15 protein-coding genes are annotated in these 17,042 nt (G+C 70.9%); 9 read left to right on the forward strand and 6 right to left on the reverse strand.

Going from position 1 to position 17,042, the window contains the following annotated elements; all coding sequences use genetic code 11:
• Nucleotides 1-76 precede the first annotated feature (76 nt).
• From AC4IJH_RS19950 to mutM, 4 genes are all read left to right on the forward strand, one after another.
• Nucleotides 77-772 carry a YceD family protein gene (locus tag AC4IJH_RS19950; RefSeq protein ID WP_490853123.1) on the forward strand — a complete coding sequence of 232 codons (696 nt, stop codon included), beginning with the start codon at nucleotides 77-79 and terminating at the stop codon, nucleotides 770-772.
• Nucleotides 773-774: 2 nt separating this feature from the next.
• Entirely contained in the window at nucleotides 775-948 is a 174-nt protein-coding gene (rpmF, locus tag AC4IJH_RS19955) for a 50S ribosomal protein L32 (protein ID WP_490853124.1), read from the forward strand.
• Nucleotides 949-967: 19 nt separating this feature from the next.
• Complete coding sequence (gene rnc, locus AC4IJH_RS19960) at nucleotides 968-1,753, forward strand: ribonuclease III (RefSeq protein WP_490853125.1); 786 nt, start codon at nucleotides 968-970, stop codon at nucleotides 1,751-1,753.
• Nucleotides 1,754-1,837: 84 nt separating this feature from the next.
• Nucleotides 1,838-2,698 (forward strand): bifunctional DNA-formamidopyrimidine glycosylase/DNA-(apurinic or apyrimidinic site) lyase, encoded by an 861-nt coding sequence (gene mutM / locus AC4IJH_RS19965; protein WP_490853126.1) that lies wholly within the window; start codon nucleotides 1,838-1,840, stop codon nucleotides 2,696-2,698.
• Between the two features lie 28 nt (nucleotides 2,699-2,726).
• Here the strand turns inward: mutM and AC4IJH_RS19970 are convergent, their stop codons facing one another.
• The gene (locus AC4IJH_RS19970; RefSeq protein ID WP_490853127.1) at nucleotides 2,727-3,164 is read right to left on the reverse strand and encodes a winged helix-turn-helix transcriptional regulator; all 438 of its coding nucleotides are present in this window, start codon (nucleotides 3,162-3,164) and stop codon (nucleotides 2,727-2,729) included.
• A gap of 114 nt (nucleotides 3,165-3,278) precedes the next feature.
• Between AC4IJH_RS19970 and AC4IJH_RS19975 the strand changes: the two genes are divergently transcribed.
• Nucleotides 3,279-3,875, forward strand: coding sequence for a flavodoxin family protein (locus AC4IJH_RS19975; protein WP_490853128.1), 597 nt, complete (start codon nucleotides 3,279-3,281; stop codon nucleotides 3,873-3,875).
• A gap of 57 nt (nucleotides 3,876-3,932) precedes the next feature.
• Here AC4IJH_RS19975 and AC4IJH_RS19980 read toward each other — a convergent pair whose 3' ends face one another.
• The gene (locus AC4IJH_RS19980; RefSeq protein ID WP_490853129.1) at nucleotides 3,933-4,871 is read right to left on the reverse strand and encodes a CAP domain-containing protein; all 939 of its coding nucleotides are present in this window, start codon (nucleotides 4,869-4,871) and stop codon (nucleotides 3,933-3,935) included.
• 238 nt (nucleotides 4,872-5,109) lie between these two features.
• On the opposite strand from AC4IJH_RS19980, the gene AC4IJH_RS19985 reads away from it, so the two are divergent.
• The 4 genes from AC4IJH_RS19985 to AC4IJH_RS20000 all read left to right on the forward strand — a co-directional run bounded on the left by AC4IJH_RS19985 (nucleotide 5,110) and on the right by AC4IJH_RS20000 (nucleotide 11,874).
• On the forward strand, nucleotides 5,110-5,391 hold the full coding sequence (locus tag AC4IJH_RS19985; RefSeq protein WP_490853130.1) for an acylphosphatase: 282 nt from the start codon (nucleotides 5,110-5,112) through the stop codon (nucleotides 5,389-5,391).
• A 431-nt stretch (nucleotides 5,392-5,822) separates the two neighbouring features.
• Complete coding sequence (locus tag AC4IJH_RS19990; RefSeq protein ID WP_490853131.1) at nucleotides 5,823-6,032, forward strand: hypothetical protein; 210 nt, start codon at nucleotides 5,823-5,825, stop codon at nucleotides 6,030-6,032.
• A gap of 293 nt (nucleotides 6,033-6,325) precedes the next feature.
• Nucleotides 6,326-10,231, forward strand: coding sequence for an AAA family ATPase (locus AC4IJH_RS19995; protein WP_490853132.1), 3,906 nt, complete (start codon nucleotides 6,326-6,328; stop codon nucleotides 10,229-10,231).
• Nucleotides 10,232-10,455: 224 nt separating this feature from the next.
• Nucleotides 10,456-11,874 (forward strand): sugar porter family MFS transporter, encoded by a 1,419-nt coding sequence (locus AC4IJH_RS20000; RefSeq protein WP_490853133.1) that lies wholly within the window; start codon nucleotides 10,456-10,458, stop codon nucleotides 11,872-11,874.
• A 79-nt stretch (nucleotides 11,875-11,953) separates the two neighbouring features.
• On the opposite strand, the gene AC4IJH_RS20005 is transcribed toward AC4IJH_RS20000, so the two are convergent.
• The 4 genes from AC4IJH_RS20005 to AC4IJH_RS20020 all read right to left on the reverse strand — a co-directional run.
• Entirely contained in the window at nucleotides 11,954-12,940 is a 987-nt protein-coding gene (locus tag AC4IJH_RS20005; protein WP_490853134.1) for an LLM class flavin-dependent oxidoreductase, read from the reverse strand.
• Nucleotides 12,941-13,026: 86 nt separating this feature from the next.
• Entirely contained in the window at nucleotides 13,027-14,511 is a 1,485-nt protein-coding gene (locus tag AC4IJH_RS20010) for a purine-cytosine permease family protein (RefSeq protein WP_490853135.1), read from the reverse strand.
• A 212-nt stretch (nucleotides 14,512-14,723) separates the two neighbouring features.
• The gene (locus tag AC4IJH_RS20015) at nucleotides 14,724-16,292 is read right to left on the reverse strand and encodes a class I adenylate-forming enzyme family protein (protein ID WP_490853136.1); all 1,569 of its coding nucleotides are present in this window, start codon (nucleotides 16,290-16,292) and stop codon (nucleotides 14,724-14,726) included.
• A 411-nt stretch (nucleotides 16,293-16,703) separates the two neighbouring features.
• A partial coding sequence (locus tag AC4IJH_RS20020) for a thiamine pyrophosphate-dependent enzyme (protein WP_490853137.1) occupies nucleotides 16,704-17,042 on the reverse strand: 339 nt, incomplete at its 5' end.

Below are 17,042 nucleotides of genomic sequence, written 5' to 3' on the forward strand. Positions count from 1 at the left end.
CGGATTGGGCCTATCGGGGCCCGTCCAGTATCCTGGCTCTTCGGTCGCGAGTACGTCCGCGATCTCTGCTGCCCACTTGGCCGCACCAGGTCCTGGGCAGTTCGTACCAAAGCGTAGAAAGCAGGAAGCCATCAACGCGCGTCTCGATCACCGCTCCCCTCTCGTGTTCGACACACGTGAGCTGGGTCGGCGTCCCGGTGCGCTCAAGCGGCTCTCCCGCTCGGTCGAGGCCCCCCGGGACCTCGGCAACGAGGTCATCGGAGTCGCCGAGGGCGCTCCGGTGGAGCTCGACCTCCGCCTTGAGTCGGTCATGGATGGGGTGCTTGTCACAGGCACCGCCCGTGCGTCCGTCAAGGGGGAGTGCGTAAGGTGTCTGGAGCCGCTGGAGCGTGAGCTCGACGCGGACTTCCAGGAGATGTTCTCCTACCCCGACGCCGATGCCCGGGTCCGCGAAGCGGACGCAGGCGACGACGCCGAGGACGAGGAGGACACCCTCTTCCTCGAGGACGACCTGTTCGACCTCGAACCCGTGCTGCGTGATGCGGTGGTGCTCGCACTGCCGATGCAGCCGGTGTGCCAGGACGACTGCCCCGGCCTGTGCTCCGAATGCGGAGCGCGGCTGGCGGACGACCCGGACCACCACCATGACGCCGTCGACATCCGTTGGGCGGCACTGCAGGGACTCGCCGGGACCATCCAGGACGGCGAGAAGGACAATATGAGCGGCGACGCGCTTCGAACAGCGCACGTCGACGAGAAGCAGGAGAAGTAGCCGTGGCTGTTCCGAAGCGGAAGATGTCGCGCAGCAACACGCGCCACCGCCGGTCGCAGTGGAAGGCTGCGGTCCCCACCCTGGTGGCGTGCGAGCGCTGCAACGAGCCGAAGCAGCAGCACATCGCGTGCCCGAGCTGCGGCACCTACAACAAGCGCCAGGTCCTCGAGGTCTGAGCGGCTGGTGACAGGCTCCATGTCAGACGCTGATTCGTCGAAGACCTCGTCGAAGAAGACGCCGGCGGACACAGCCTCGTCCCACACGCTTCTGGAAGGGCGGCTCGGGTACCAGCTCGAGTCCGCCCTTCTGGTGCGTGCGCTGACCCATCGCTCGTACGCGTACGAGAACGGCGGGCTGCCCACCAACGAGCGGCTGGAGTTCCTCGGGGACTCCGTGCTCGGCCTGGTGGTCACCGACACGCTGTACCGCACCCACCCCGACCTGCCCGAAGGCCAGCTGGCCAAACTGCGGGCCGCGGTGGTCAACTCGCGTGCGCTGGCCGAGGTCAGCCGTGGACTGGAGCTCGGCTCCTTCATCCGGCTCGGCCGGGGCGAAGAGGGCACGGGCGGCCGTGACAAGGCGTCCATCCTCGCCGACACCCTTGAAGCGGTGATCGGCGCCGTCTACCTCGACCAGGGGCTGGACGCGGCAGGGGAGCTGGTCCACCGGCTCTTCGACCCGCTGATCGAGAAGTCCTCCAGCCTCGGCGCGGGCCTGGACTGGAAGACCAGCCTCCAGGAACTCACCGCCACCGAAGGTCTCGGGGTCCCCGAGTACGCGGTCTCCGAGACCGGGCCCGACCACGAGAAGACCTTCACTGCTGCTGCCCGCGTCGGTGGTGTCTCGTACGGCACCGGCACCGGCCGCAGCAAGAAGGAAGCCGAGCAGCAGGCGGCCGAGGCCGCCTGGCGGGCGATCCGCGCGGCGGCCGACGAAGCGGCCAAGGCCGCCCAGGCGGCCACCGAGGAGCCCGGCGCCTAGTACCACCCGCGCCCGAGCGCGGTTCTTCCCGCCCGTTCCCCTCACCGAGGGGGACGGGCGGATCCCGTACGGAGGAGGGGACCCATGCCCGAGCTGCCCGAGGTCGAGGTCGTACGCCGTGGACTGGAGCGCTGGGTGGCCGGGCGCACCATCGACGGTGTCGAGGTGCTGCACCCCCGCGCGATCCGCCGGCACACCGCGGGCGCCGCCGACTTCGCCGCCCGCCTCAAGGGCCGCCGGGTCGCCGAGGCCCGCCGCCGCGGCAAGTACCTGTGGCTGCCGGTCGCGGACGGTCTGTCGGTCCTGGCCCACCTGGGCATGAGCGGGCAGCTGCTCGTCCAGCCCGCGGGGGCCGCCGACGAGAAGCACCTCAGGGTCAGGGTCTCCTTCGCCGACGACCTGGCCACCGAGCTGCGCTTCGTCGACCAGCGCACCTTCGGCGGCCTCTCGCTGCACGACACCGTCCCCGGCGACCCCGACGGGCTGCCCGACGTCATCGCGCACATCGCCCGCGACCCGCTGGACCCGGCCTTCGACGACGAGGCCTTCCACAGCGCGCTGCGCCGCCGCCGTACGACCATCAAGCGCGCGCTGCTGGACCAGTCGCTGATCAGCGGGGTGGGCAACATCTACGCGGACGAGGCGCTGTGGCGCTCGCGGCTGCACTACGACCGGCCCACCGCCGCCTTCACCCGCCCCCGTACCGCCGAACTCCTGGGCCACGTACGGGAGGTGATGACCGCGGCGCTCGCCGTCGGCGGCACCAGCTTCGACAGCCTCTATGTGAACGTGAACGGCGAATCAGGCTATTTCGAGCGGTCGTTGGACGCCTACGGGCGCGAGGACGAGCCCTGCCGCCGCTGCGGTGCGGCCATGCGCCGCCGCCCCTGGATGAACCGCTCCAGCTACTTCTGCCCGCGCTGCCAGCGCCCGCCCAGGGTCTGAAGGCCTTCCGGGGCCGCGGCGCCCGGGCTCAGTGCCCGGCGTCGTAGCGCTCGCGCGCGCTGAGCACGGCCGGCATCCGGTCCTCCACGAGCTGGATCAGCTCCATCAGCTTCGCGGCGGTCTCCCGGCCCAGCGGCGTCAGCTCGTACTCCACGCGCGGGGGGTTGGTCGGCTGCGCCTCGCGGTGGACCAGCCCGTCGCGCTCCAGGGCGTGCAGCGTCTGCGACAGCATCTTCTCGCTGACCCCGTCCACCCGGCGGCGCAGCTCGTTGAAGCGGAACGTGCCCTCGAACAGCGCGCCCAGCGTCAGGGCGCCCCACCGGTCCGTGACGTGCTTGAGGGTGTCGCGCGAGGGGCAGCTGCGCGCGAAGACGCTGAAGGCGAGGTCGTCGGCGTCCGCGGAGCCCTGGCGTACCTCGTCGGCGCTGAAGGCCCCGGCGCTCCCGGCGCTGCTCTTCGTCGGCATGCGGCCAGCATACTCCCGCACAGCGCTAACCATCAGGTTGCGCTTTCTAAAAGTTAGTGCTTCTCTTCTGGGGCGTGCTCCGGCACGCCATCACCGCTCACGAGGAGAGACGCCATGACCACCCCCGCCCCCGTTGTCGCGATCGCCTACCACTCGGGCTACGGCCACACCACCGTCCTCGCCGAGGCGGTGCGCGACGGCGCCGCCGACGCCGGCGCCACCGTCCACCTGATCCGCGTCGACGAGCTGGACGACGCGCGGTGGGAACTGCTGGACGCCGCCGACGCGATCATCTTCGGCTCGCCCACCTACATGGGCACCGCCTCCGGCGCCTTCCACGCCTTCGCCGAGAGCACGGCAGGGCGCTGGGCCACCCGCGCCTGGCAGGACAAGATCGCCGCAGGCTTCACCAACTCCGCCTCCAAGAGCGGCGACAAGCTGCACACCCTGCAGTACTTCACCATGCTCGCCGCCCAGCACGGCATGAGCTGGGTGGGCCTGAACCTGCTCCCCGGCTGGAACGCCTCCAGTGCCTCCGAGAACGACCTCAACCGCCTCGGCTTCTTCCTCGGCGCCGCGGCCCAGTCCAACAACGACCAGGGCCCCGAGGGCGTCCACAAGGCCGACATCGCCACCGCCGAACACCTGGGCCGCCGCGTCGCGGACCAGACCGCCGTCCTCCTCGCGGGGCGCGCCGCCGTGGCCGCCTGACCGCAGTACGCCGACGGCCGCCCGCAGACATACGGGCGGCCGCTGCTCGCGCACTCCTCAGAAGCCGAAGTTCTGCGTCCACCACGGGCCGCCGGGGCCGAAGTGGGCGCCGACCCCCAGGGTGCGGTACTCGCAGTTGAGGATGTTGGCGCGGTGGCCCGGGCTGTTCATCCACGTCTCCATCACGGCGCGGGCGTCCGCCTGCCCGCGGGCTATGTTCTCGCCGCCCAGGCCGCCGATGCCCAGCGCCTTGGCGCGGTCCCAGGGGCTCGCGCCGTCCGGGTCGATGTGGTCGAAGAAGCCGCGCCGCGCCATGTCCTCGCTGAAGTTCTGCGCCAGGGTGCCCAGTTGCCCGTCCGCCGTCAGCGGCGAGCAGCCGGCCTGCGCCCGCTCCTGGTTGACCAGCGCCAGCACCTGCGAGGCGACGGCCGACGGGGCCTTGGGGGTCTTCGAACCGCCCGTGGCCGGCGGGGACTTGGGGCGCGGCGACTGCGTACGGCCGGCGGCAGGGTCCTTGGCGGAGCCCGGCCCGGCCTTCGGCTCCGCGCCGTCGTGCCCGCGCGCGGGAGCGGAGGGCTGACGGGGCGAGGGGGAGGTGCTGGGCGCGGCTGCCGAGGCGGGCGCGCTGTGCGGGGCCTGCTTGCGCTGCGCGCCGCGGCTGGCGGCGTCGCCGCCGGAGCGGTCCACGGGCGTCGCGGACTGCCCGCCCTGCGCCGCCTGCGCCTCGCCGTCGGGCAGCGCGTCGGCCCGTACCCGCTCGCCCGCCTCGCGCCCCGTCTCGAAGGTGCTGCCGCCGGGCAGCAGCCCCGAGGCGAGGGCGACCGCGCCCATCGCGACCGTGGCGGAGGCCCCCAACAGGCCGGTGCGCACGGTCCGTCCCGGCGCGATCCGGCCGCGCGGCGGGCGGTTGCGGTGCCGTCCCCGGTCGGACGCCTCGTCGGCCGCGGCAGGCCCCGTCCCGGCGGCTGCGGGAACCGATCGTCGATGGCGGCCCATCAGCTGACTTCCTTCCGTCCTCGGCGCCCCGCGCGGCATCCCGCCGGCGTGTGCGGCACGTGCTGTGCTGCCTGTGCGGCGCCCGTTCCTGCACTGCGCGCCGGTCCGGGCGACGGCCGGCCGATCCGGACGTCAACTCGCCTCACTCGTAAGGGTGAGTGGCGCTGCCGGGCGACTGTACGCCATGGCGCAAGGGGCCGAAGTGTCCCCTGAGCAATTGGCCGGTTAACGTGCACGCATGAACGAAGATGTCCGCCTGACCGCCTGGGTGCGCGGCCGCGTCCAGGGCGTCGGCTTCCGCTGGTTCACCCGGGCCAACGCCCTGCGCATCGGCGGCCTGGCCGGCTTCGCCCTCAACCTCGGCGACGGCCGGGTCCAGGTCGTCGCCGAAGGCCCCCGCGACCACTGCGAGCAACTGCTGGAGTGGCTGCGCACGGGAGACACGCCCGGCAGCGTCGACGGTGTCACTGAGATCTGGGACACCCCGCGGGGCGGTTACGACGGCTTCGCCATCCGCTGAGGCGCCCCGCTCCAGGTCCGCGCGCGATCCGCGCCGGGGCTGCCCCGCGCGGGCCGGGCGCAGAACCCCGGCGCGAGACTTTGTCACCTGCGCGGGGCAGAAATCACCTGGTGGTTGCCAACTCGCCCGACCCGTGCAAGGCTGCGGCAGTAAGGATGATCTCTACGCCCCCGCGGGTTCTTTCTGGAGAGCGACGCCCCGTCCGACGCACAGATGTCGGACGCAGCCCCAAGCGGCCGTACGCTCTCGGAGCCCGAGGATACGGGGCGTGATCGTGTTGACCGTCAAACCTTTTGGTGAGACTCTGGAAGCCCCGCGCACCTTAGCTGTTTGGCATTGAGAAGACCCACTAAATGACAAGCACCGCGGGTGCGAATCCCTCACGACCCACACCGCTTCGGTCGGTCACTCAGTGTGGAGGACCATCCATCATGGCAAAGGCGCTTCTCGGTTACGTCGGCGGCTCCGACCCCCGAGTCCTCTCCGAGATGCGACGGCTTCAGCAGCGAGTCCAGGACCTCGAATCCGAGCTCATCCGGATCCAGGCCGAGAACGACGCGCTGTCCGCTGTCGTACGTCACAACGGAGACTCGCTGCTCGAAAGCATCGACGTACCCCAGGCGGAGCCCGCGCTCACCTGACCCCAGCCCCAGGGGCCGGTGGCGCAGCCTCACAGAGATTGTCGCCAGTCCTGAGAGGCACCGCTGTATTCAAGATCTGCAAGGGACGCTTCGGCGTCCCTTCGTCGTTTCGGGCCGGATCCGCAGCAGGCCTGCTGCGCTTCGATCAGACCTGGCCGGGTGGGTCCTTCGGCCCGGTGGCGCGTTCCTTAACGTCTGATGTGCCCTGCACCTTCCCCGGTGAAACCGAAAATTGCCGGGGCGGGGCTCTTGCGCCCGGGCCGCGGGGCGGCCGGGAGGTAGAGTCGACCGGCGTGCATCTCAAGAGCCTGACCCTGCGAGGCTTCAAGTCCTTCGCCTCCGCCACGACACTGCGTTTCGAACCCGGCATCACCTGTGTCGTGGGGCCCAACGGCTCGGGCAAGTCCAATGTCGTGGACGCGCTGTCCTGGGTGATGGGCGAGCAGGGCGCCAAGTCGCTGCGCGGCGGCAAGATGGAGGACGTCATCTTCGCCGGGACCACCGGGCGGCCGCCGCTGGGCCGCGCCGAGGTCTCGCTGACCATCGACAACTCCGACGGGGCGCTGCCCATCGAGTACGCCGAGGTCACCATCACCCGCACGATGTTCCGCAACGGCGGCAGCGAGTACCAGATCAACGGTGACACCTGCCGTCTGCTGGACATCCAGGAGCTGCTCTCCGACTCCGGCATCGGGCGCGAGATGCACGTCATCGTCGGGCAGGGCCAGCTCGACTCCGTACTCCACGGCGACCCGATGGGCCGCCGCGCCTTCATCGAGGAGGCGGCCGGCGTCCTCAAGCACCGCAAGCGCAAGGAGAAGGCGCTGCGGAAGCTGGACGCGATGCAGGCCAACCTCGCGCGCGTACAGGACCTCACCGACGAACTGCGGCGCCAGCTCAAGCCGCTGGGCCGGCAGGCCGCCGTCGCCCGCCGGGCCGCGGTCATCCAGGCCGACCTGCGCGACGCCCGGCTGCGGCTGCTCGCCGATGATCTGGTCACCCTGCGCGAGGCGCTGCGCAGCGAGATCGCCGACGAGGCGGCGCTCAAACAGCGCAAGGAGAGCGCCGAGGCCGCGCTGAAGGCGGCGCTGCAGCGGGAGGCGGCACTGGAGGAGGAGGTGCGCACGCTCACCCCGCGGCTGCGGCACGCCCAGCAGACCTGGCACGAGCTCTCGCAGCTCGCCGAGCGGGTGCGCGGCACGGTCTCGCTGGCCCAGGCCCGGGTCAAGAGCGCCTCGGCGGCGCCGGTTGAGGAGCGGCGCGGGCGTGATCCGGAGGATCTGGAGCGCGAGGCGGAGCGGGTGCGCGAGCAGGAGTCGGAGCTGACGGCGGCGCTGGAGGCGGCGAGCCGGGCGCTGGAGGACACCGTCGAGCACCGGGCCGAGCTGGAGCGGCAGTTGGCGGACGAGGAGCGGCGGCTGCGGGACGCGGCGCGGGCGATCGCCGACCGCAGGGAAGGGCTCGCCCGGCTGCAGGGGCAGGCCACCGCGGCCCGCAGCCGGGCGGCCTCCGCCCAGGCCGAGATCGACCGGCTCGCCGAGGCCCGGGACGGGGCCCGGCAGCGGGCGGTGGCGGCGCAGGAGGAGTACGAGCAGCTCAAGGCCGAGGTCGACGGGCTGGACGCGGGCGAGGGGGAGCTGGCGGGACGGTACGAGGCCGCCAAGCGCGAACTGGCCGAGGCGGAGACGGCGCTCGGGGCGGCCCGCGAGGCCCTGGCGGACACCGAGCGCCGCCGCGCGGCGACGGCCGCCCGGCACGACGCCCTGGCCCTGGGCCTGCGCCGCAAGGACGGCACCGGCGCCCTCCTGGCCGCCACCGACCACCTCGCCGGCCTCCTCGGACCCGCCGCCGAACTCCTGACCGTGGCCCCCGGCTACGAAATCCCCGTCGCCGCGGCCCTGGGCGCAGCGGCGAACGCCGTAGCGGTCACCGACCCCACCACCGCCGCCGAAGCCATCCGCCTCCTGCGCAAGCAGGACGCGGGACGGGCGGCAATGGTGCTGGGCGGGACGGCCGGCACGCCGTCGCCGGCGGGCGGCCGGGGCGCGGCAGGGGGTTCGGCGTCGGGTGTCGTGCCGGGTGGTGGCGTCGGTGCCGGTGGTACGGGTGCGACGGCGCCGGGCGGTGACGGGCAGGGGGCCGCGGGCGGTACGGGAGGTACTGGCGGCGTGGCAGGTTCTGGTGATGCCCGGGGCCGGGACGCGGCAGGCGGTTCGGGGGCGGATGGCGTGCCGGGGGGTGGCGCGGGCGCTGGTGGTACGGGCGTGGCGGAGCCTGACGGTGGCGCAGGGGGCGCGACGCACGGGGAGACGGGTGTGCGCGGGGCTGCGGGGGTGGGCGCGGTGACGTACGGGGGTGGTTCGGGTGTCGGTGGGGCCAAGGTGACGGGGGCGGACGGGCCGCCGTTCGCCGGTGAACTGGTGCGCGGGCCGGGCGACTTGATGGATTCGGTCCGGTGGCTGTTGCGGGATGTCGTGGTGGTGGGGACGCTGGAGGACGCCGAGGATCTGGTCGCACAGCGTCCGGAGCTGATGGCGGTGACCGGCGAAGGGGACGTGCTGGGCAAGCACTTCGCGCACGGCGGTTCGGCGGGGGCGCCGAGCCTGCTGGAGGTTCGGGCCTCCGTCGACGAAGCGGCGGCGGAGCTGGGGGAACTGGGCGTGCGGTGCGAGGAGTTGGCGCGTGCGCTGGATTCGGCGACGGCGCGGCGGAATCAAGCCGCCGCGCTCGTCGAGGAGTTGGGCGAGCGGGGCCGGGTCGCCGACCGCGAGAAGTCCCAGGTGGCACAGTCGTTGGGGCGGCTGGCCGGGCAGGCGCGGGCGGCCGAGGGCGAGGCGGAACGGTCCGCCACGGCAGCGGCCAGGGCCCAGGAGGCGCTGCTGCGGGCCACCGAGGAGGCCGAGGAGCTGGCCGAGCGGCTGGCGGTGGCCGAGGAGAGCCCGGGCGAGGAGGAGCCGGACACCTCCGTACGGGACCGGCTGGCGGCCGACGGGGCGAACGCGCGGCAGACCGAGATGGAGGCCCGCCTCCAGGCCCGTACCCACGAGGAGCGGGTCAAGGGGCTCGCCGGGCGGGCGGACTCGCTGGACCGGGCCGCGCGGGCCGAGCGCGAGGCGCGGGCGCGCGCCGAGCAGCGGCGGGCGCGGCTGCGGCACGAGGCCGAGGTCGCCTCGGCGGTGGCCTGCGGCGCGCAGCAGCTGCTCGCGCACATCGAGGTCTCCGTCCAGCGCGCCGAGCAGGAGCGGGCCGCCGCCGAGCTGGCCAAGACCGAGCGCGAGCAGGCGCTGGTGGCCGAGCGCAACCAGGGCCGCGAGCTGAAGGAGGAGCTGGACAAGCTGACCGACTCGGTGCACCGCGGCGAGGTGCTGGGCGCCGAGAAGCGGCTGCGGATCGAGCAGCTGGAGACCAGGGCGCTGGAGGAGCTGGGCGTGGAGCCGGCCGCCCTGGTGGCGGAGTACGGCCCCGGCCAGCTGGTACCGCCCTCGCCGCCCGCCGAGGGGGAGCGCCTGCCCGAGGACCCGGACGATCCGCGCAACCAGCCGGTGGCCTTCGTGCGCGCCGAGCAGGAGAAGCGGCTCAGGGCCGCCGAGCGGGCGTATCAGCAGCTCGGGAAGGTGAACCCGCTCGCTCTGGAGGAGTTCGCGGCGCTGGAGGAGCGCCATCAGTTCCTCAGCGAGCAGCTTGAAGACCTGAAGAAGACCCGGACCGATCTGATGCAGGTGGTCAAGGAGGTCGACGAGCGGGTCGAGCAGGTCTTCACGGAGGCCTACCGGGACACGGCGCGGGAGTTCGAGGGGGTCTTCGCGCGGCTGTTCCCGGGCGGAGAGGGGCGGCTGGTGCTGACCGACCCCCACAACATGCTGACCACCGGCGTGGACGTGGAGGCGCGGCCGCCGGGCAAGAAGGTCAAGCGGCTCTCGCTGCTCTCCGGCGGTGAGCGGTCGCTGACGGCCGTGGCGCTGCTGGTGTCGATCTTCAAGGCACGTCCGAGCCCGTTCTATGTGATGGACGAGGTCGAGGCGGCGCTGGACGACACCAATCTCCAGCGGCTGATCGGGATCATGGAAGAGCTCCAGGAGAGTTCACAGCTGATTGTGATCACCCATCAGAAACGGACGATGGAGGTCGCGGACGCGCTGTACGGCGTCTCGATGCAGGGCGACGGTGTCTCCAAGGTCATCAGCCAGCGGCTTCACTGACCGTAATTCGTTCATAGACCATCGGTATTTGTTCAAGGCTTGAATGAAAGACGCCTAGAGTTGCCGCGAAACATATTCATCACGCCCTATTGACTTTGAAACTTGAAGACATAGGGTCTGCAACGTTGCTTTTACCTTCAAGTGGTGGGTGCCCCCAACCTATGCGCCACTAGAAGGGCCAGCCCCCTACGCCCGGCAGCGTTGCCGGGCCACTGGAGTACACGTTGACCAGCACCGCGCAGCCGACGGTGCCGGAAGGGCGCAAGGCCCAACCGGACCACCTCGGCCATGTCATCTTCATCACCGCGGCTGCCGCGATGGGCGGCTTCCTCTTCGGCTACGACAGCTCCGTCATCAACGGCGCCGTCGAGGCGATCCGTGGCCGCTACAACATCGGCTCCGCCGCCCTGGCCCAGGTCATCGCCATCGCGCTGATCGGCTGCGCCATCGGTGCCGCGACCGCGGGCCGGATCGCCGACCGCATCGGCCGGATCCGTGTGATGCAGATCGCCGCGGTGCTCTTCACCCTCAGTGCCGTCGGCTCGGCCCTGCCGTTCGCGCTGTGGGACCTGGCCATGTGGCGCATCGTGGGAGGCTTCGCCATCGGTATGGCCTCGGTCATCGGCCCGGCCTACATCGCCGAGGTCGCGCCGCCCGCCTACCGCGGCCGGCTCGGCTCCTTCCAGCAGGCCGCGATCGTCATCGGCATCGCCATCTCCCAGCTCGTCAACTGGGGCATCATCAACCTCGCCGACGGCGACCAGCGCGGCAAGCTGGCGGGCCTGGAGGCCTGGCAGTGGATGCTCGGCGTGATGGTCGTGCCGGCCGTCCTGTACGGCCTGCTCTCCTTCGCCATCCCCGAGTCGCCGCGGTTCTTGATCTCGGTGGGCAAGGTCGACAAGGCCAAGGAGGTGCTGGCCGAGGTCGAGGGCCAGGGCGTCGACCTGGACGCGCGGGTGCACGAGATCGAGCACGCGATGCGCAGCGAGCACAAGTCCACCTTCAAGGACCTGCTGGGCTCGAAGTTCGGCTTCCTGCCGATCGTGTGGGTCGGTATCGGGCTGTCGGTCTTCCAGCAGCTGGTCGGCATCAACGTCGCGTTCTACTACTCCTCGACGCTGTGGCAGTCGGTGGGCATCGACCCGTCCAGCTCGTTCTTCTACAGCTTCACCACCTCGATCATCAACATCATCGGCACCGTGATCGCGATGGTGCTCGTGGACCGGATCGGACGCCGCCCGCTGGCGCTGATCGGCTCCGCCGGTATGGCCATCGCGCTCGCCCTGGAGGCCTGGGCCTTCTCGGCCAAGTCGGCCGCGGGCACCCTGCCCACGACCGAGGGCACCGTCGCACTGATCGCCGCGCACGCCTTCGTGCTCTTCTTCGCCCTGTCCTGGGGCGTGGTGGTCTGGGTCTTCCTCGGCGAGATGTTCCCCAACCGGATCCGCGCCGCGGCCCTGGGAGTTGCCGCCTCCGCCCAGTGGATCGCCAACTGGGCCATCACGGCGAGCTTCCCGAGCCTGTCGGACTGGAACCTGTCCGGTACGTATGTGATTTACGCGGTCTTCGCCCTGCTCTCGATCCCCTTCGTGCTCAAGTACGTCAAGGAGACCAAGGGCAAGGCGTTGGAGGAGATGGGCTAACCCCCCCGCCGCCCCTCTCCTCAGTATTGACGGCTGCCCCTCCCGGACGACCCGGGAGGGGCAGCCGTCCGCTTTCGCGTTACGGCTTGAGATGGGGCAGGACCTGCTCCGCGAACAGGCGCAGCGAGCGCCAGCCCTCCTCCACGGGCATGCCGCCGCACAGCGGATGCAGGATCAACGAGCCCCGGGGACCCTGCTGTTCGGCCAGCGCCAGGCACTCGGCGGGCGTCAGCACGCGGTAGACGCCCTCGCGCCGCAGCGCCTGGGCGTCCCCGGCCGCGGAGTACACGGCCGAGCGGGTGTCCGGCGGCTGCCAGGAGGCGTACGTACGGGCCTCGTGGAGGAAGTGCTCGCCGACGTCGGCCCAGGTGCGGTCGGGGTCCTCGGAGAGGTGGAGCAGGCAGGTGGTGGGCGGCGGCTGGAGCACCCAGCCCTCGGTGCCGTAGTCGGCGCGGCGGGCGTCGTAGTACGCCTCCAGCTCCGGCAGATGCGCGCTGGGGAAGAAGGGCAGGCCCAGGCGGGCGGCCCGGCGCGCCGCGGGTTTGGAGCTTCCGCCGACCAGCAGGAGGGGATGGGGCCGGGTGTACGGGCGCGGAGTGACCCGCACCACCCGGCCGCGGTAGGCGAAGGGCTCGCCCTTCCAGGCGGCCAGCAGCGTCTCCAGCACCTCGTCCTGGAGCTTGCCGCGCCAGCGGAAGTCCTTGCCGTGGGCGGCGTACTCCTCGGGCCGGTAGCCCACGCCCGCCACCGTGACCAGACGGCCGCCGCTGAGCAGGTCCAGCACCGCGATGTCCTCCGCCAGGCGCAGCGGGTCGTGCAGCGGCGTGATGAGGGCGGAGACGGTGACGGTGATCCGGGAGGTGGCGCCGAAGACGGCGCCGGCGAAGGCCAGGGGGGAGGGGAGCCAGCCGTTGGCGGTGGCGTGGTGCTCCTCGGTCTGGACGGAGGTCATGCCGCGCTCGTCGGCGAAGGCGGCCATCTCGACGGCCGCGCGGTAGCGGGCGCTGAGGGAGGCGGGGGTGGGGGAGGGGTCGACGAGGTTGAAGCGCAGGACCGTGACGGGCATGACAGACGTCCCCTTCGCCAAGGCAGTTGAACGCTCCGGGCGAAGGGGACGCTAGTTGACGTTATGTCAGATGGATAGGGGGCGGGTCAGCCGACCCGTACCGCCTGCTTGCCGCTCGCCGGGGCCTCGCCCGCCGCAGCGTTCTCCTTGGGGCGGGGAAGGACGGCGAAGACGACCGCGGCGACGACGATGGTGGTCGCCCAGCCCAGGCCGTGCTCGCCGAGCCAGGTGGTGGCCAGCGGGCCGGTGAACCAGGTCACCTTGGTCAGGCACACACCGACCGCGAGCGCGATCGCCCAGGCCGTCATCGCCTGCCAGCAGAAGCCGCCGACGTACCAGTAGCGGCTGGTGCGGCCGGTGTTCATCAGGCTGTCGCCGTCGTAGCGCACCGCCATCGTGCGGCGGCGCAGCATGTCGATCGCGTACACGCCGATCCAGGCGGAGAAGGAGACGCCCAGCAGCGTGAGGAAGGTGATGAACTGGCCGAAGAAGTCCTTGGAGATCAGCATGATGTACAGGCCGCCGACCAGGGAGATGACGGCGTTGATGCTGACCGCCATCGACCGGGGCAGCTTGACGCCCATGGTCTGGGCGGTGAAGCCGGCGGAGTACATCGACAGGCTGTTGATCAGGAGCATCCCGACCAGGGCCGTGAGCAGGTAGGGGACCGCGAGCCAGCCCGGCAGCGCCTTGCCCAGGAAGGACATCGGGTCGGTGCCCTGGCTGGCCAGCTCCGGCTTGGAGACGGCCATCACGCCGCCCATCAGCACCATCGGGACCAGGACCAGCGCCGCGCCCGAGATGGTCGTACCGACGATCTTCTTGCCGGAGGCGGAGTGCGGCAGGTAGCGGGCGAAGTCGGGTCCGGTGGGGACCCAGCTGATGCCGCCGGCCGCGATCGTGCCGATGCCCGCGATCACCATCGCGGTGGTGCCGGGCGACTGGGAGAAGATCTTGTTCCAGTCCATCTCGGCGATCAGGTACACCAGCACCATCACGCTGAAGACGGCGAAGAGGTACGTGGAGTACTTGTTGCAGACGTTCAGCGCCTTGCGGCCCAGGCCGCTCACCAGGAAGGTGCCGGCCACGAAGGCGAGCAGGGTGATGACGACGAGGAAGTTGTTCGCCTCGATGCCGAACAGCAGGTTCAAGACGGTCAGCACGGCGTACGCGCCGCTGACCGCGTTGATGGTCTCCCAGCCGAAGCGGGCCACCCACAGGATCGCGCCGGGGAAGTAGTTGCCCCGTACGCCGAAGGTCGCGCGCGAGAGCATCGCGCCGGGCGCTCCGCCCCACTTTCCGGAGACCGACAGCACGCCGACCATTCCGAAGGAGACGGCGGCGGCGATGGCCGCCACGAGCAGGACCTGCCAGAAGTTCAGCCCGTTGGTGATCACCAGGGACGCGCCCATGGTGAGCAGCAGCACGCTGATGTTGGCGGCGACCCAGGTGGGGAAGAGCTCTCGGACTCGACCGTGACGTTCGTTGTCGGGCACGGGCTCGATGCCTCGTGTCTCGACGGCGCCTTCGGTTTCAGGAGCGGACATGGTGTCCGTGGACGTGGTGCCCATGGTGCAGGTGTCTCCGTGCGGGTTCAGGCAGCGGCCTTGGTGCCTGGCTGGGAGGGGGTTAAGGGGTTGCCAGGACTCTACGCGCGTTGCGCGGCCAATCACCATCGTACTTTGATCCAACTTCGGCCTGTACGAGGCATTGGTACCTCCGACGAATCCGGGGCGCCACCGGACCCGTCGGAGGGGGGATCAGCGGGCAGACGCGGGCGGGATCAGGCGGCCTTTCCCTCGGCGTTCAGGATCCGGGCCAGCTCCAGCCGCTTGATCTTGGTGGTGGCGGTGTGGGGCAAATCGGCCAGCCGCCACTGGACGGGGTCCGCCATCGCCGGCAGGCCCGCGACCGCGGCCCGCCAGGCCCCGGGGTCCAGCGGCCGGTCGTCCCGGGTGGCCACTACCGGCACCGCCCTGCCGTCCTCGCCGGGGATGATGATGACCTCCGCCAGGCTTTCCAGCCGCGCGAAGAGCTGGTCCTCGGCGGCCAGCGTGCTGCCGAAGCCCGGGATCTCGTCCACCTCGCGGTCCAGCAGGTGCAGACAGCCCCACTTGGTGCGGTAGCCCAGGTCGCCCATCCGCCACCAGGTGCCGTTGGTCTGCCGGTCGTAGCGCTCCGGCTCTCCGAGGAAGGTCACCGCCCGGCCGTCGCTGCGGACCTCGATGAAGCCGGGGGAGTCCTTGGTCGGCGGCTTGCCGTCGCGGCTGACCACGCGGATGTCGGTCATGCCGGGGAAGGGCACCCCCACACAGCGTCCGTCGGCCTCCATGGGCCGCAGCTTGGTGTACGAGCGGGCGACCACCGGGCCCGTCTCGCTCTGCCCGTACAGCTGGCCGAACAGCGGGGCGCGGCGGCGGGTGGCGTGCAGCAGGCGGTGGACGGTGCGGGGGTGGATGGCGTCGAAGGTGGAGGAGAAGAGCTTGACGTTGGCCAGCGGCTCGCGCGGGTCCTCGGCGAGCTTCTCCCACAGCATGAAGGAGTTGGGGTGGGCCTCCAGGACGCCGGGGCGCAGCTCCGCGAACAGGTCCGCCACATGCCCCGGCTCGTCGTCGGCGAGCACGATCAGCGGGAAGCCGCGGGACAGGGAGATCAGGACGGCGCTGATGACGCGGGAGTGCACGAAGGAGACGTGCATGGCCACGGTCTCGCGGCCGCGCAGCAGGTTGACGGCCGAGACCTGGGGTCGGTAGCGGGACTGGAGGCTGAAGCCGGTGTGCACGGCGAGCTTGGGCAGACCGGTGGTGCCGGAGGTGTGCGTCACCAGGGTCGGGTGACTGGCCGGCATGATCACGGGGGCGACCGGCTCGGCGTCGGCGAAGTCCTCCAGCGATACGGCGCGGTCGTCGGCGCCGGAGGCCAGCAGGACGGACCTGGCGAGGGTGAAGACCGACTCGGGCAGTTCGGTCTTGAGCTTGGCCTGGTCGGTCAGCAGATAGGGCCGCCGGGCCCGGGTCAGCAGCTCGGCGACGCTGGCGCCGTCGAGCTTGGGAGAGAGCATGACGGGCACGGCGCCGATACGGGCGATGGCGGCGGCGAGCAGGGGGATGTCGAAACCGTCGCTCTTGTAGACCACCACGTGGTCGCCGGTGCGGACGTCCGCCGCCCACAGCCGGGAGGCGAAGTCGGCCACCAGGGCGGCGAGTTCGGTCACCATCAGACGGCGTCCGAGGTGCGGGGCGATGCTGAGGTCGTGGTCGAGGATGACGACGTTCGCCGGGTGCTTGGCGGCGACCCGGTCGAAGGCGGTACCGAGCTGAATTCCCTGGTTCTTGATGCGCTGCAGAATCATGAACCCACCTCTTCGGTCGTGTCATGGACTCCAGGGTCGATCTCGCACAGCGAGTTGCGCTTTGTTGCATGGCAGCCGTGACTTCGGCACGGGGCACGGCGTGTTCTGCGCTGATTTCTTCCGCAATGCATGGGCGGTGTCGGTACGCACGGGTACTTCAGTACGGCCCATCAAGTGCGGCGGCAGTTCCGAGTCGGCTGCCCTGAATAGAAGTGTGGCAGCTACAGCCATCGGAGCAACGAGGGAAATGAATTTACGTCAAGTCTGTTCCGCGGGCTGAAAAAACCGAAAGTCACCGGCCAGCTCGGGGGTGCTGGCCGATAACTTTCGGAGTCTCTTCATTCCGGCCTGCCGAAAACATTCACAAGGTAATGGTTCCGGGGTGCGAAAACTGAATCCGCAGAATGTTTTTCAGTCCTGGGAATTATTCCCGAAGTCCGGACGGAGGTGCTGGGCGGTCATGATGTCGTCGTTGGAGGTGCCGGCCGCGACCATCGGCCAGACCATCGAGTCCTGGGCGACCACGAAGTCCACCACCACGGGCCGGTCCTCGACGGCGTTGGCCTTGGCGATGACCGCGTCCAGCTCGGCCGGGTCCGTACAGCGCAGCCCCACGCAGCCCATGGCCTCGGCGAGGAGGACGAAGTCGGGGACGGCCGCCAGCGAACTGTGCGAGTAGCGCTGGTTGTAGAAGAGGGTCTGCCATTGGCGGACCATGCCCAGGGCGCCGTTGTTGATGATGGCGACCTT

The sequence above is a fragment of the Streptomyces sp. UF-297 genome (assembly GCF_058245575.1).

Excerpts from the sequence above, each read along its gene's own strand:
- AC4IJH_RS19985 (WP_490853130.1), top strand. The coding sequence starts at position 5,110 with ATGAACGAAGATGTCCGCCTGACCGCCTGGGTGCGCGGCCGCGTCCAG.
- AC4IJH_RS20015 (WP_490853136.1), bottom strand. The coding sequence starts at position 16,292 with ATGATTCTGCAGCGCATCAAGAACCAGGGAATTCAGCTCGGTACCGCC.
- AC4IJH_RS19980 (WP_490853129.1), bottom strand. The coding sequence starts at position 4,871 with ATGGGCCGCCATCGACGATCGGTTCCCGCAGCCGCCGGGACGGGGCCT.
- AC4IJH_RS20010 (WP_490853135.1), bottom strand. The coding sequence starts at position 14,511 with ATGGGCACCACGTCCACGGACACCATGTCCGCTCCTGAAACCGAAGGC.
- mutM (WP_490853126.1), top strand. The coding sequence starts at position 1,838 with ATGCCCGAGCTGCCCGAGGTCGAGGTCGTACGCCGTGGACTGGAGCGC.
- AC4IJH_RS19975 (WP_490853128.1), top strand. The coding sequence starts at position 3,279 with ATGACCACCCCCGCCCCCGTTGTCGCGATCGCCTACCACTCGGGCTAC.
- AC4IJH_RS20005 (WP_490853134.1), bottom strand. The coding sequence starts at position 12,940 with ATGCCCGTCACGGTCCTGCGCTTCAACCTCGTCGACCCCTCCCCCACC.
- AC4IJH_RS19970 (WP_490853127.1), bottom strand. The coding sequence starts at position 3,164 with ATGCCGACGAAGAGCAGCGCCGGGAGCGCCGGGGCCTTCAGCGCCGAC.
- AC4IJH_RS19990 (WP_490853131.1), top strand. The coding sequence starts at position 5,823 with ATGGCAAAGGCGCTTCTCGGTTACGTCGGCGGCTCCGACCCCCGAGTC.
- rnc (WP_490853125.1), top strand. The coding sequence starts at position 968 with ATGTCAGACGCTGATTCGTCGAAGACCTCGTCGAAGAAGACGCCGGCG.